The following is a 15497-nucleotide window of genomic DNA, read 5'->3' as shown; positions in this document are numbered from 1 at the left end:
TAGATTAGTGAGGTGCTCTTCTTTTTTCAATCACTTTCGAAGTTGAGAGTGGGGTTTAATTGATAACGGGTAAGCACCCATGAAATGACAGTAATCGCTGGGAAGGGATGATATAAAAGCGGATGACTGGTAGAATAACGCTGTTCTTAGCTTAATATAATTCTGTTGCATAGGACATAAGCGAAAATAGTATACTTAGTTCATGATATAGGATTGACACCGTATCGAATTTATAGTGGATCCTTTATAATATACTCTTAGCCATTTGCTTTTAGGTCGCTTTTTTTAGATGGTGATATCATCATTGCAAGCGCCTTTTGAATAAAAACCAATCAAAGCTAGCCACTACGGTTATAAAGGCTAGCCAACAGCAACAAGAAACTTAAGTAGCCTCAACCATTGCAAGAGACTACATATAATGTACGGGATCGAACCATAGCGTTTGCTATTGCATAGTATTATTTAACGATATGTCGTTTAACGATTTGTAGCATTATATTTGAGCTTTATTATTCACTACAGCCTATAGGAATATTCTACTAATATGTCAAAAATTATTTATACAAAAACTGACGAAGCCCCAGCGCTGGCGACCTTATCATTCTTGCCGATTGTCAAAGCCTTTACCAATACAGCAGGCGTCTCTGTCGATATCAGCGATATCTCTGTGGCCGCGCGTGTGTTGGCCGAATTCCCTGAGTACCTCACTGAGGAGCAGCGCGTACCTGACAACCTCGCAGAGCTAGGTCGCCTAACCCAAGACCCAAACGCCAACATCATCAAACTGCCGAACATCAGTGCCTCAGTACAGCAGCTAAAAGCCGCTATCAAGGAATTACAAAGCAAAGGCTATGCCCTACCTGACTTCCCTGATGAGCCAAAAACTGAGGAAGAAGAAAGTATCCGTAAGCGCTACGGCAAAGCACTAGGTAGCTCGGTCAACCCCGTACTGCGTGAAGGTAACTCTGATCGCCGCGCGCCAAAAGCGGTCAAAAACTACGCACGTAAGCATCCGCACTCAATGGGTGAGTGGAAACAGTGGTCAAGCACTCACGTCTCACACATGCACAGCGGCGACTTTTATGACGGCGAGCAATCGATGACCCTCGACAAGGCTCGTACCGTACGTATGGAGCTGTTGCTCGAAGATGGCACCACCAAAGTCCTAAAGCCAGAGATTGCTTTGTTGGACAAAGAAGTCATCGATCTGATGTTTATGAGCAAAAAAGCGCTACTTGAGTTTTATGAGCGCGAAATGGAAGACTGCCGCGAAGCAGGTATCTTATTTTCATTGCACGTAAAAGCGACGATGATGAAGGTCTCGCATCCAATCGTCTTCGGTCATGCGGTCAGAACGTATTATAAAGACGCTTTTCAAAAACATGGTGCGCTCTTTGATGAGTTAGGCATCAACGTCAATAACGGTATGGCATCACTTTACGACAAAATCAAAGAGCTGCCAACCTCTCTACAAGAAGAGATTGAGCGCGACTTGCATGCTTGTCAAGTGCATCGTCCACGTCTGGCGATGGTTGACTCATCAAAAGGCATCACCAACTTCCACTCACCAAGCGATGTGATCGTCGATGCCTCAATGCCTGCGATGATTCGCTCAGGCGGTAAGATGTGGGGCGCAGATGGCAAAATGTATGACTGTAAAGCGGTCATGCCAGAGTCTACCTTTGCGCGTATTTATCAAGAAATGATCAACTTCTGCAAATGGCATGGCAACTTTGACCCAACCACCATGGGTACAGTACCAAACGTCGGCCTCATGGCTCAAAAAGCTGAAGAATACGGCTCACACGACAAGACCTTTGAGTCAAGCGACGCTGGTATCGCGCGTATCGTAGATGTGGATACTGGTGAAGTCCTCATGGAGCAAGCCGTCGAAAAAGGCGATATCTGGCGCATGTGTCAGACCAAAGATGCCCCGATCCAAGACTGGGTCAAACTGGCCGTACGCCGTGCTCGCGAGTCAGACACACCTGTGATCTTCTGGCTAGACCCATACCGTCCGCACGAAAACGAGCTGATCAAAAAAGTCAAAATGTACCTAAAAGACCATGACACCGATGGCCTACATATCGAGATCATGTCGCAGGTTCGCGCCATGCGTTATACCTTAGAGCGCGTCGCTCGCGGTCTAGACACCATCTCTGCTACTGGTAACATCTTGCGTGATTACTTAACAGATTTGTTCCCTATCTTAGAGCTTGGTACCAGTGCCAAGATGCTATCGGTCGTACCACTCATGAAAGGCGGCGGTTTGTTTGAGACAGGTGCAGGCGGTTCAGCACCAAAGCATGTCGAGCAGTTGGTAGAAGAAAACCATTTGCGCTGGGACTCACTAGGCGAGTTCTTAGCCTTGACCGAATCTTTGGAGCATTTGGCCAAAAACGACAACAATGCCAAAGCGCAAGTATTGGCAGATACCCTCGACAAAGCCACAGAAAAACTACTAATAAACAACAAGTCACCTTCGCGCAAGACAGGCGAGATTGACAACCGTGGCAGCCACTTCTACCTAGCGATGTACTGGGCAGAAGAGCTGGCGGCTCAAGACAAAGATAGCGAGCTAAAAGCGCAGTTTACACCGCTGGCAGAACAACTACAGCGTGACGAAGCGGCCATCATCAAAGAGTTGAATGATGCCCAAGGCAAGTCGGTAGATATCAAAGGTTACTATTTAGCTGATGAAAAACTGGCTGAGCAAGTGATGCGTCCAAGCACGTTGTTCAACGAAGCGATCGCCTCATTATAATCTGATGCGCCGCTGATATGCCTGAGCGCTGGGCGTAAAGGATGTATTTAAGCCTTTACGCCCACTTTTAGCATAAAAAACACCCCTTAGATCTGAAATCTCAGGGGTGTTTTTTTATGCTTACTTTTAGGATGCGCCCTTATGTAAAGAGCATTGATTAAGTTGCAGACATGCCCCGACGCTTAAGCGTGCATGTGCTTGATAATGGCTTTACCAAATTCAGAAGTACTCAGCAAAATGGCATCTGGCATCAACCGCTCAAAATCATAGGTCACTGTCTTATTAGCGATAGCGCCTTGGATGCCGCTGATGATCAAATCAGCCGCTTCCGTCCAGCCCATGTCACGTAACATCATCTCAGCTGATAAGATGAGCGACCCTGGGTTGACTTTGTTTTGTCCAGCGTATTTGGGTGCAGTACCATGCGTCGCTTCATAAACCGCGATTGCGCCGCCTTTATTGGCACCTGGTGCGATACCGATGCCGCCCACTTCTGCTGCGAGGGCGTCGGATATATAATCGCCGTTTAGGTTGAGCGTTGCCACCACCGAATAATCAGCAGGGCGCATGAGGATTTGCTGCAAAAAGGCATCAGCGATGACGTCTTTTATGACGATGTCATTGCCTGTTTTTGGGTTTTTCATCGTCATCCAAGGCCCGCCATCCAATAGCTCGGCACCGAAGCGCTCGGCGGCAAGCTCATAGCCCCAATCCTTGAACGCGCCTTCGGTAAATTTCATGATATTGCCCTTGTGCACCAAGGTGACACTAGGCAAATCATTGTCGATGGCATACTGGATGGCCTTACGCACTAAGCGCTGCGAGCCTTCTTTTGAGACAGGTTTGATGCCGATACCGCAGTCATCATCGAAGCGAATCTTGGTGACGCCCATCTCTTCTTTTAAAAACTTAATGACTTTTTTAGCCTCATCACTGCCCGCCTTCCATTCGATGCCAGCATAGATATCTTCTGAGTTTTCGCGGAAGATCACCATGTCTGTCAGCTCGGGGTGCTGCACTGGGCTTGGCACCCCTTCAAACCAGCGCACGGGGCGCTGGCACACATACAAGTCGAGCTCTTGGCGTACCGCGACGTTGAGCGAGCGAAAACCACCGCCCACTGGGGTCGTCAATGGTCCTTTGATACTGATGACATAGTCTTTTAAAATCTCCAGCGTCTCATTGGGCAAATAATCCCCATCGTATACTTTTGCCGCTTTTTCGCCGAGATAGGTTTCCATCCAAATGATGGATTTTTTGCCATGATAAGCCTTGTCTACTGCTGCATTGACGACCTTTATCATCACAGGCGTGATATCGACTCCGATACCATCACCCTCAACAAAAGGGATAATCGGATGATTGGGCACATTTAAAGACAAGTCAGCATTTACCGTGACTTTTTCGCCGTCTCTTGGGACGATCACTTTATCGTAGGACATGGGTAACACTCCTTAATGATTTAATTATGAGTTATTTAATTATATATCTTGGTTATTTATCGTAATTTTGCCAATCTGATGAGTAACGCCTTATGTCATTTACCATACTGCAAAACTTGCCTAAACCATAGAGGATAAAAACACAATTGGCCCATAACGAGCATAATTATAAAGATAGTTTATACAGTATTAACAAATCAAAAGGCGTTATATGCTAGGGTTTTGATGAGGTGTTACTGTATGCTGCTTCGCCATTTATCGTTTAAAATCGGATACGTGGCTATCAGATTATTTTTATACCGGATTGACTATAGCGCCTATCGGGATATCAAAGATATAAAACCATAATAATAACATGGTATTTATTCGCTAATGGGACGGTGTTATAGTCGCAGCACTCAAAACCGATACCACATCAACGGTTACAAGCGGCAATTTTTATACTTGTTTTATACTTCATAGTGCCCTTTGACCGCTTTATCAGTTTATTTTAGGAATGCTTACACCATGCCGAGCTCTAGTCTCATTTTGTTCAATAAGCCTTATGGGGTGCAAAGTCAGTTCCGTGACGACAGTAATAATGACCACGCCACCCTATCGCCATACTTTACCGATAAGTCGCTGCGAGTGGCGGGCCGGCTTGATGCAACCTCAGAGGGGCTACTGATCTTGACCAGTGATGGCCGCGTCAACAAAGCCATTACCCAGCCACCATCGGCGGCGAGCTTTGAAAAAGACAAGCATAAGCAAGGCAAGACCTATTTGGTACAGGTCGAGGGGATCGCAACGCCTGCACAGCTACAAGCCCTGAGCAAAGGCGTGCACTTAAAGGACGGTAAAACTTTACCTGCGCTCGCCCAGATGGTCACAGAGGCGGACTTGCCAATAGATTTATGGCCCCGCAACCCACCGATACGTGAGCGCAAAAACGTCCCAACGTCTTGGCTAATGCTGACCATCTACGAAGGCAAAAACCGCCAAGTCAGGCGTATGACCGCTCATGTAGGTCTGCCTTGTCTGCGTTTGATACGCTGGTCTGTTGCAGGGTTTGAGTTAGGGCGTTTGGGGGTCGGTGAGTTTGTCCGTATTCATCTAAATGACGAGCGCTGTCGACAATTAGGGATTGGGCACACGCTCTAAACATCATATCTCGAACTGGTAAGGTTTATCTGTTAAGATTCAGCACATTACGGATATTATCTCATCACTCATCTTTTATCATTGCCGCTTTATAATAGGAATATGTCATGATTGCTTCTCGTCGCTTTTCTTTGCTTGCCATCAGTATTGCTGCTGCGCTGATATTAAGTGCCTGTCAGCCGGCGACTGAGGATGAGGCGACGTCTAGCGATACCGCAACGCCGCCCGTGACCGACCTAGAGATCAATCCATCTGATGCGCAAACGAACGATGTGCTGGCTAAAGAAGATGCAGCAAACGAAGCACAAATGACCGATATGCTCAGAGACTATACGAGGGCGATGACGCGTATGCACGATGAGATGATGATCGGTATGGGTTATAACGATCCTGATACCGCGTTTGCCAAAGCCATGCTTGGTCATCATCGCGGAGCGATCGAGATGGCAAAGATCCAGCTAAAATACGGGACAGATGATAGCATGCGGCAACTGGCGCAAAACGTCATTGATGCCCAGCAGCCAGAGATTGATACGTTAAATAAATGGCTTGCCAGCCATCCCGACACCGTCAAAACCAACCCGCACACAGAAGCCATGCAGCAGGCCTATGCCAGAAGCATGGATGTCTTACACGGTGATATGGTGCTTGGTATCGCCGACCCGCAGCCAGACATGGCGTTTGCTCGCGGTATGCTGCCGCATCATATCGGCGCGGTAGATATGGCCAACGTACAGCTCAAGTACGGCACTGACGAAGAGATGCGCCAGTTGGCACAAAGTATCATCGACACCCAGCAAGCTGAGATTGAGCTGATGCAAAACTGGATTGCAAGCCGTAGCGCGGACGCCGCTGAGACAAATACCAATGCAGATGCGGACTCTACGACTGAGGCGTCAGACGATCATGCTCAACCGTCTCAATCTCAGCCGTCTAAGGAGCCGGCTACAGCACCCGCCAAAGATGGTGAGTCGTAAATACACACAAACATAGCAAGCCAGCTGTGTCACCAAGCCTCTCTCTGGCGACACAGCGAACAGCCCTTAGCCTCTAATCTACTCTCAAACAACGAAAGGGCGACTTTAGCCTACCTATCTGCCCACACATTTAGCCATGTATGCCAGCCTGCCTGGGTCGGCGATGCCGCCTCATCACTGGGCGATGCGCTCGTGGGTGTTGCAAGATGCAAAGTGACTTTATAAGTGCAATCTTGACGGAGGCTGTCTTGATAAAGGCCATTTTGCTCAATATCTGCCGCTGCATTTTTCTTCTCAGCGGCCGCTTTGGGTAATACGGTGACCGACATCAGCTCATCTCGGCGAAACAAATGACAGTCAATCTTGCGCGCAGACGTACTCAGAGACGATAGCTGTTTGGCATCGGCTTTGATACCGTCGATGGCGACGATCACATCATGGGCGGAGATACCCGCACGCGCCGCTGCACTACCGCGCAGGACTCGATTGACTTTGAGGCCTGCTGGGGTGTCGCTACAGCGCATACCCCAAGGCATGTGCTTGTCCACCGTCTCCTTACTATTGACATGTAACTTGATACCATTGGCACTCAGCAATTTCTGTATCGGCAACGCCTCAACGCCATTGACGTAGCGGCGCTCAAAGTCCTGCCAGACATCAAGCGACATAAACTGACTGATGACCGCGCCCATATCGGCACTGCTGATACCGATGCGCTTCTTGTCATTTTGCTTGGCCTGTCGATAGAATGCCTGTATCACATCAAACAAGCGATAGCGTCCCTTGGTTTTCTCAAGCAAAGTCAGATCCAAACAAAGCGCCACCAAGGCGCCTTTATTATAATAGCTGATACCTGCGTTACCTGTGTTTTCATCATTGCGATACAGCTTAATCCAAGCATCAAAACTCGACTCAGCCACGCTCTGATATGCACGCCCTGGCGTCTGGTAGTAGCGATTGATTTGCTCAGCCAGCAGTTTAAGATAGCTGGCTTTATCGATAACACCTGATGCTTGCAGCATAAAGTCGTCCACATAAGAGGTAAATCCTTCAAACACCCATAGCAAAGGCGTAAAGGCCTCCTTTCGTAAATCAACCTCGAGCATCACATCGGGGCGCACCGTCTTGACCCACCATGCATGAAAGTACTCATGACTACACAAGCCCAAAAAACGCTGATAATCGCTGCTGGGTATTTTTGGCTCATCGACACTTGGCAGGTCGCGGCGCGGGGTGATCAGGCTGGTAGAATTGATATGCTCAAGCCCGCCATAGTCCTGCCCACTGGCAAAGGTCATAAAGGTATAATCTGCAAAAGGTGCATCGCCTAGCCAGTCTACATAGCTCTGACAGATCTGGGTGATGTCCTGCTGCAACCTGCCCATATTGCTGCTGTGCTTGCCTGACAGATAAAAACGGTGACGTAGCGTCTGATGCGCGCTGTCTTGAATAATAAAATCAAACCTATCTTGCTCGGCAATCTCAAACGGATAGTCAATCAAGTCATGATAGCTGGGCACTTGTAGCGCAAAGCACAGCTGCCCCTCTAGCTGCAGCTCTGTGTAGTCCACGCCTATCGCCAGACAAACACGCGCCTCATCCTTATCTGCCAAAAACGTTGCAGGAACGATAAGACTCACTTGCAGCTTTTGCTGCTCTTGCCCTTCAACAGCCAATGCAAGCGAGGTAAAATTGCCATACAGTCGCTGCTGATCGACGTAGGCGGTACGCACCGACAGATCATAACAGTAGACCTCATACTGAACGCTGACGCTCTGCCCTGCTTTTATCTGCGGGAGCTGCCATGTATGCTTGTCTATTTTTTGGCCACGATAAGGCTGTGACGACGTATCAAGAGCTGTATCCTGCTCATCTAGCACCTGATAATGGACAGCGGTGATATTGCGAGCAAACTCGCGCATCAAGTAGCTGCCTGGTATCCACGCAGGTAGCCAAAGCTGCGGCGCATCAGTGCTGGCGGTAAAGCTCAGCGTCACATCCACCAAATGCTCAGCAAAACGGGTAAAACCAAAACGATAACGAATATCGATGTCTGCTGTACTCTGTACGTTGACATCATAGTTGGCTGGCTGCTCATTGGTCTTTGAGGTAATCTGTGTCATTTTCTTGTCTCATTTTTATGGTTATCATTATGGTAGAAGCCCGACAGACAAAACGCAACTGGCAAACGTTTTATACTGGAGCGTTCAGGCATCTGGCGAGTCCATCCGTTTATATTTCAAAAAAAATAGCTATTTAACGTGATTAATTGGCATTTTTTCTGTTTTTTGCCTTGAAAGTTATCAAAGCCATCTCAATTAAAGATGCTAACTGCTAAAGTTACTTTTATAAACCGAAATAAACTGATGATAATTGACTAATGACGTGGCTATTTGGCTGGCTGATTGGCTTTTTTAGGTTTATTGCAACCGTATTTAATTTTTTACATCGATATATTTAGGATATTTTATGACTACTATCGCAAAAGACACCGCCGTCACATTCAATTACACGCTAAAAGACGACGAAGGCAACATCCTTGACCAGTCACCAGAAGGTCAACCACTTGCCTATCTACATGGTCACAGCAATATCATTCCAGGTCTAGAAAACCAACTAGAAGGCAAATCTGCTGGCGAAAAAGTAAACGCTGTCGTAGAGCCTGCTGACGGCTACGGTGAGTACCAAGAGCAAGCGGTACAGCATGTGCCACGTGAAAACTTCCAAGGTGTCGACGATATTCAGCCTGGTATGCAGTTCCAGTCAGAAGCGGGTGGCCAAGTGATGCTAGTGACCGTCACGGCAGTAAACGACAAAGAAGTCACTGTTGATGCCAACCATCCATTGGCTGGTAAGCGTTTGACGTTTGATGTTGAGATTCAAGAAGTGCGCGCTGCCACTGAAGACGAGCTAAACCACGGCCATGTACATGGCGCTGGTGGCGTTCAGCACTAATCGCTACTTGCATTTGGTAAGCAGTAAAAGGTTTGGTGGCTATGAGATACATCAGCCAACTGGCCAACAGAGCCGACTCAATTGAGTCGGCTTTTTTTATGCCTGCTGTTTTGTGCCTGCTCGTTTATACGGTACGTTTGTGGGAGCAGCGTTATGGGCAGCTGACCGAACCATGCTAGCCCAAGTGTCATTGAGAGCGGCGCAATGGCTTACCACTAAATCGCCATCCTTTAGACGTAACAAAGCCGCATAACGACAAGCATTATGCGGCTTTTATCACTAACCATCCATGTTAATGTTATCAAATACCTAATCCCGGGGTATCTCATAACTGACAGGCATCCAGCCTTATCATTCCTATCATCCCTAATCAGCAAACCACCTATCCCTGATGCGACCTTTAAGATACCAATCCCTAGTATCCATGAACCGTTCCGTTCAATCGTGCCGTACAGTTATAATCGCAGATTGCCCTATCGTTAGTAAGAGGTCGAAACGTCAATCGGTGTAAGCATATGCTTACATACTATTGTTGTTTCGATAGCACTCGTCATTTCTCTAGCACCTCTTTAGGGCTCAGCAGCTGCTTTGGTTCTGCGCTTAGCATGATATAGGCAGCTTCATTGATAAAGGCTTCATCCTCTGGCAGCTCTGGGCGCTCATTGGCTTTCATCTGACTGCGCTCTTCAAACTTTGCATCCATCGCCGCTTGATAGGTATTCCAATCACTATAAGGCTTTTCGCCCGTTGCAATCAGACGCTTGTTTTCTGCCTCAAGCGAGCGTTTTTCGATCAGCTGCATCTTGGCGCGGCGGCTATTGATATCTAAGCGAATGGGTTTTTTCTCATCTTCCATATCACGGATATCATTGAGCGTTGAGAGATAAACGAACTGCGGGTTTTGCTGTTGGCGAATCTTGGATTGTTGATTAAGTGTCGCCAAGGTGTCGCTGCTAAACTTGCCCTCAGGTTTGTACGGCGCTGTTTTGATGGTGTCCCAAGGCAGAGCTTTTTTCTGCGAGCGCTCACCAAAGGTCGCATCATCATAGATATTGACCAGCTCGATATCTGGGACGACGCCTTTGTTTTGCGTACTGCCGCCCGTCACACGATAAAACTTACGCTGGGTCAAGGTCGCTGTCCCAAGCGCTAGACTATCAAGCTGGATTTGAGCAGAGCCTTTACCGGTGGTCGTACTACCAATGACCAGTCCGCGTCCGTAGTCTTGGATAGCGGCAGCAAAGATTTCGCTGGCCGAGGCAGATGCTAAGTTGGTCAGTACCACCATTTTGCCATCATACAGCTGCTCGCCGCCATCGTTGTCGCGGTAGACTTGGATGTTGCCACGGTTGTCACGAATCTGCACGAGCGGCCCGCTCTTGATAAAAAAGCCCAGCATCTTGGCCACTTCATCCAAAGAGCCGCCAGGGTTGTTGCGTAAATCCACCACAAGTCCATCGATATTTTCTTTATTAAGGGCTTTTAGCGCCTTTTCGGTATCGATACTGACGCTGCGATAGTCTTCGCCATTGCGCCGTGCGCGATAATTGAGATAAAAACTTGGTATCTCAAGTACACCGATACGTTTGGACGTTTTGTCAATATTAGGACGCTGTACTTCGACGACGCGCTGCTTGACGCCCGACTCTTCTTGTTGAATGATATCGCGCACCACCGTCACGGTGCGAGCACTTGAGTCTGGCGTATTGGGCTGGCGTAGTTTGAGAGTCACTGAGGTACCGCGCTTACCGCGAATCAAACTGACAATCTCTCGCGTCGACCAGCCGACCACATCGGTCATGTTTTTGCCGTCTTTGGCGATACCGACGATCAAATCATTGGGTTTTATCTGACCAGTTTTGGCTGCAGGGCCACCATCGACTAGCGTGACAATACGCGTATAGTCTGGGTTTTTGCGATCTGGGCGAATCGATACACCGATGCCTTCTAGTTGCAAGCTTGACTGAATTTGCAGCTCAGTCGCTTGAATAGGCGCATAATAGTTGCTGTGTGGGTCATAAGTCAGCATCGCTGTATTTAAGATCGTCTCCATGATTTCATCGTCTTTGAGACGTTTAAACTGCTCTTGCTGACGTGTGAGACGTTTGAGTAATATCTCACTTGGTGTGCGTTTGTCATCACGGACGAGGTCTTGACCACGCGTGATATCGGGGTTGTTTAAAAACACCTGCTCTTTGGCTTTTTCGTCTTCTTGCCCCAAGGTGATGCTGATCAGTTGAAATTTTAGCTGCCGCGTCCAATAGTCACGTTGCTCTTTTTTGGTCTTAAAATGCCCAAGCTTTTCACGGTCTAAAACGATGGTCTCATCACCTGTCAAATCAATATCGGTCTTGAGCATTTTACTTGCCATGGCGAAGTACTCACTTGAGCGCTTGCGATAACGCTCAAATATCTCTACCCCCGCCGACAAATCTCCGCGCTTGAGGCGTGCGCCAAACTCGTCGGCGTATTTTTTCTTAAACTCATCGACATCAGATTGCAAAAATAAGGTGTGATTGGGGTCTAGGCTATCGATATACATCGATAAAATCTCGCTACCCATTTTGCTATCGAGTGGCTGATTGAGATAATGACTCCGATCTAGCAAGGCGGCGACTTGGCGCGTGGTGACTTTTTGTTCAGGCGTCGGTACAAAGCCTTCGGTGCTGGTCTCTGCCACAGCAGTGCTATAGCTTTGGGTTAAAATAATACCGGCGATGCCCACTGACACTGCACTGAGTAACCACTGTGCTGGTTGTTTTTTCATCATATATACCTAGTTTTTTAAGTGAGTAATAATATCGTTATTGTAAAAATCCAGAAGGCTTTGCTCTGCTGCTATCTTGATACCCTCTCTGTTATTACAATCATTAGTATCGTAGATTGTAGTGATTGTAATAGTTGACTACCTATACGGCATTCTATACAGAAGTGACGAGATAGCATTAAAATATCGTGAAAAATTAATCAATATTATCACGAGCATCCATATAAAACTGTCTTAAACTGTATAAACAATCTTACACGCTACGCCGCTCTGTACCAAACTTTCTGTCATATTTATCGCAGTCCATCTTTGCGCTACTAGCGCTTTTTGTACATCGACGAGATCACTCATTAAACCCCATAAGCCCATCAATTTAAAGCCATTTATCTGGCACATTATACGCCGTGCCTAATAACTGTCATAATAAGGCCATCTACACAATATACTAAGGCGTGTCTGTCGCAAGCCTAAGGAACTTAAACGATGGGACTTAAACGGTACAGTCTTCACAAACACCGTCACCCACCTTAGTACTCCTTATTGTCAATTTTATTAAATAACAGTAACAGTCGCATTTTAAGATAACCACTTATCAAGTAATAACCAAAAAGGATAACGCAATGTATGGCGTTTTAATGATTGATATCGATAGTACTGCTCTGACCGCTGAAGATGTCAGCTTAATCAAACAAGCACAAGTCGGTGGTGTTATTTTGTTTGCCCGCAACGTCGCTGACGCCGCGCAAGTGCGCCAGCTGTGTGATGACATACGCTACCACAATCCTGATATCTTGATCGGCGTCGATCAAGAAGGTGGGCGCGTGGCACGACTACGCAACGGCTTTAGCCCTTTGCCAGCGATGGGCAAGCTGGGTGAGCGGTTTGAGCAAGATCCGGCGCAGGCGCTGAGCCTCGCTTATGACTGCGGTTATCTGATGGCAGCAGAGGTGCTGGCCGTGGGGATTGATTTGAGCTTTGCGCCTGTGCTTGATAGAGGCGGTATCAGCCAAGTCATCGGCGATCGCAGTTTTCATCAAGAGCCGCAAGCCATCATTGCCTTGGCCTCTCAGTTTATGCGCGGCATGAAAGCGGCTGGCATGGCGACCACAGGCAAGCATTTCCCTGGGCACGGTGCCATCGCACCTGACTCACACGTGGCAGAAGCGATTGATAATCGCAGCTTGGATGAGATCATCAATAGTGACATGCAGCCTTTTGCCCAAACCCTGCCATGGCTCGATGCGCTGATGCCCGCCCATGTGATTTTTTCGCAAGTGGATAATAAACCTGCAGGGTTTTCAAAGATTTGGCTACAAGACATCATCCGTGAGCACTTAAAATTTGATGGCGTGCTGTTTTCAGATGACTTGTCGATGGCAGGTGCGCAGGCGGCAGGCGATGTCAGTGCACGAGTAACAGCGGCCATCAACGCAGGCTGCGATATTGCTTTGGTCTGTAATGACCGTATCGCGGCTCATGAAGCCGCCCAAGCAGCGCAAGATCTGCCCTATCCTAACCAAAACCGTGTCAAATCCATGTCCGGCAAGATACCAGCATGGCAAGGCGATCTTGAGTCAACTTGTCAGCAGTTTGACTACTGGCAGCAAGCCAAGCAAAACGTGATGCAGGCGTTTTTTGCAGCGGCCGAGACACCTGCTAATCATTCTGCTAGTGACTCAATAGACCCCACCGCTTATAAATAATCGCAGCTCGTTTTTATCGCCATTTTTAAAATGAGGGCACGCCCTAGATTCAATACTTTGTTTTGTGATCATTACATTTGTGATAAATAAAAACCGCTTCTTAATAAGAAGCGGTTTTTTTGAGCACAGCTGATATTAGTTTGCTGGATCGATAGCGCTACCTTGAGTGACATCATCACCATCTGGCAATAAGTCATCGTTGTTACTATCTAATGGGTTTAAGTCCGGATCAAGCGCATCGTTACTGATTATCATGCCTTCATTTGCCACATTGATCTCATCGTTTACGACAAACTCGATACGGCGATTGCGGAAACGGCCTTGTTCAGTTGAGTTATCAGCGACTGGCTCTGACTCACCCATACCTTTGGTGGACAGTTTGCTGGCATCGACCCCTTGGGCGACTAAATACTCTTTGACAGCATCGGCGCGCTCTTGTGACAACTCGATATTGTAGTCGTCAGACGCTTGGCTATCTGTATGGCCGATAATCAGCAGCTCCATATCTGGTACTTCATTGATGATTGTGGCCGCGCGGTTCAGTAGCGCTTTGTTGGCATCAGGGATGATCGCTTTGTCTAATTCAAAATTAATCACTTGTATACTCAAGGCGCGCGCCACATCACGAGGGTCTGGATTGTCACCCAAGTTAGTCATAGCGGCATCAGCGGCCGTTAGACTGTCGTCAATCTCACCTTGTAAGTCCAGTGGGCCTTCCGCTTGGACAGTCATGGCAGGCGCAGCCGCTTGTAAATCGGTCACTAGCTGTTGTAACGCTGCCTCGTCTGGGGCGTTGACGGTGATGGTATCACCTTTGATGACCATACTGGCGTTTGGTACGTTTTTGACGATGGGCAAAATAGAAGCAAGCTGAGCGGCGGCTGGCATATCGGTGGCAAAGTTATCATCGACGTCTGCGCGGCATTTATTGGCTTCATCGCCAAATGCGGCTGTTAGTGCGTTCATCACTTTGCTTTGTAGGGTTTCGTCACCGGCATTCATACGACAGGCATACAGCTCATTGTTTTCGCCCGTCGCGATACGCAGTGAAGCAGGCTCTACATCTGCTGCAACTGCCACTTGCTCATCGCCTGCTGCTTGTTGCTCACTGGCAACTGGTGTGGCAACAGGTTCAGGGTTTTCTTGGCAACCTCTGAGTAGCGCCCATGCCAGCGCCCCCAAAATGATCAAACCAATAATCGGTAACAGCGCTTTCATAAAGCTGCCTTTTTCTTCTTCGGTATGCTGCAATGGCGCGGTGCTGGTGGTATCAGAGATACGAGTACCCGCAGCTGGGTTAGCCGCCAACATGCCAGCTGGCAAGACCGTACTTGCCCATGCAGGAATATGATGCTGATAACTGGCCAAATTATCATTTAAGAACTGCGGCACAGGCGTGGTGCCTGCTAAGCTTTTGATTTCATGAAATGCGAGCGGTGCTGCCATCGCAATCAAGCCGCGAGCGGCGGTAGCATCGACATTGTGCTGGCCCGCCAGCTCACGCGAGATTTGATCGCGGTGAGCGCCTTCTGTCCAGACGCGGTCATAAAACCCTTGATCGTCACGGGCGATGTTTTCATTTGCAAAGCGTCCATAAGTATCATGATCAGCAAGGCGCGCGGCAAAGATAGCATAAAACTGCTCAAGCAAGCTTTCTTTGGCTGGGCTGTGATCATCTCCTAGTACTGCAGGGCTAACGGTCCGTGTTAGATGACTGATAATATCCATTGGATAATTCCTCCGTTAATA

Annotated in this window: 9 protein-coding genes; 5 read left to right on the top strand and 4 right to left on the bottom strand. The window is 47.9% G+C overall.

Annotation, left to right across the window (positions count from 1 at the left end; translation table 11 throughout):
* Positions 1 to 544 precede the first annotated feature (544 nt).
* The gene (locus tag JFC05_RS09890; RefSeq protein WP_198336775.1) at positions 545 to 2764 is read left to right on the top strand and encodes an NADP-dependent isocitrate dehydrogenase; all 2220 of its coding nucleotides are present in this window, start codon (positions 545 to 547) and stop codon (positions 2762 to 2764) included.
* A 182-nt stretch (positions 2765 to 2946) separates the two neighbouring features.
* Here JFC05_RS09890 and icd read toward each other — a convergent pair whose 3' ends face one another.
* Positions 2947 to 4206 carry an NADP-dependent isocitrate dehydrogenase gene (gene icd / locus JFC05_RS09885; protein WP_100748861.1) on the bottom strand — a complete coding sequence of 420 codons (1260 nt, stop codon included), beginning with the start codon at positions 4204 to 4206 and terminating at the stop codon, positions 2947 to 2949.
* A 507-nt stretch (positions 4207 to 4713) separates the two neighbouring features.
* Between icd and JFC05_RS09880 the strand changes: the two genes are divergently transcribed.
* Entirely contained in the window at positions 4714 to 5346 is a 633-nt protein-coding gene (locus JFC05_RS09880) for a pseudouridine synthase (RefSeq protein ID WP_198336774.1), read from the top strand.
* A 107-nt stretch (positions 5347 to 5453) separates the two neighbouring features.
* Positions 5454 to 6323 (top strand): CopM family metallochaperone, encoded by an 870-nt coding sequence (gene copM, locus JFC05_RS09875; RefSeq protein ID WP_198336773.1) that lies wholly within the window; start codon positions 5454 to 5456, stop codon positions 6321 to 6323.
* Positions 6324 to 6433: 110 nt separating this feature from the next.
* On the opposite strand, the gene JFC05_RS09870 is transcribed toward copM, so the two are convergent.
* Positions 6434 to 8446 carry a M61 family metallopeptidase gene (locus JFC05_RS09870; RefSeq protein WP_198336772.1) on the bottom strand — a complete coding sequence of 671 codons (2013 nt, stop codon included), beginning with the start codon at positions 8444 to 8446 and terminating at the stop codon, positions 6434 to 6436.
* 346 nt (positions 8447 to 8792) lie between these two features.
* Between JFC05_RS09870 and JFC05_RS09865 the strand changes: the two genes are divergently transcribed.
* Positions 8793 to 9278 carry an FKBP-type peptidyl-prolyl cis-trans isomerase gene (locus JFC05_RS09865; RefSeq protein ID WP_198336771.1) on the top strand — a complete coding sequence of 162 codons (486 nt, stop codon included), beginning with the start codon at positions 8793 to 8795 and terminating at the stop codon, positions 9276 to 9278.
* Positions 9279 to 9828: 550 nt separating this feature from the next.
* Here the strand turns inward: JFC05_RS09865 and JFC05_RS09860 are convergent.
* Positions 9829 to 12045, bottom strand: a complete 2217-nt coding sequence (locus JFC05_RS09860; RefSeq protein ID WP_198336778.1) for a carboxy terminal-processing peptidase — start codon at positions 12043 to 12045, stop codon at positions 9829 to 9831.
* A gap of 620 nt (positions 12046 to 12665) precedes the next feature.
* On the opposite strand from JFC05_RS09860, the gene nagZ reads away from it, so the two are divergent.
* On the top strand, positions 12666 to 13748 hold the full coding sequence (nagZ, locus tag JFC05_RS09855) for a beta-N-acetylhexosaminidase (protein ID WP_198336770.1): 1083 nt from the start codon (positions 12666 to 12668) through the stop codon (positions 13746 to 13748).
* A 135-nt stretch (positions 13749 to 13883) separates the two neighbouring features.
* Here the strand turns inward: nagZ and JFC05_RS09850 are convergent, their stop codons facing one another.
* Positions 13884 to 15476 (bottom strand): OmpA family protein, encoded by a 1593-nt coding sequence (locus JFC05_RS09850; RefSeq protein ID WP_198336769.1) that lies wholly within the window; start codon positions 15474 to 15476, stop codon positions 13884 to 13886.
* Positions 15477 to 15497: the final 21 nt, after the last annotated feature.

This window comes from Psychrobacter celer (assembly GCF_016107555.1).
In the GTDB taxonomy this organism is placed as follows: Bacteria; Pseudomonadota; Gammaproteobacteria; order Pseudomonadales; family Moraxellaceae; genus Psychrobacter; species Psychrobacter celer.
This window is presented reverse-complemented; position numbering and strand designations above follow the sequence as displayed.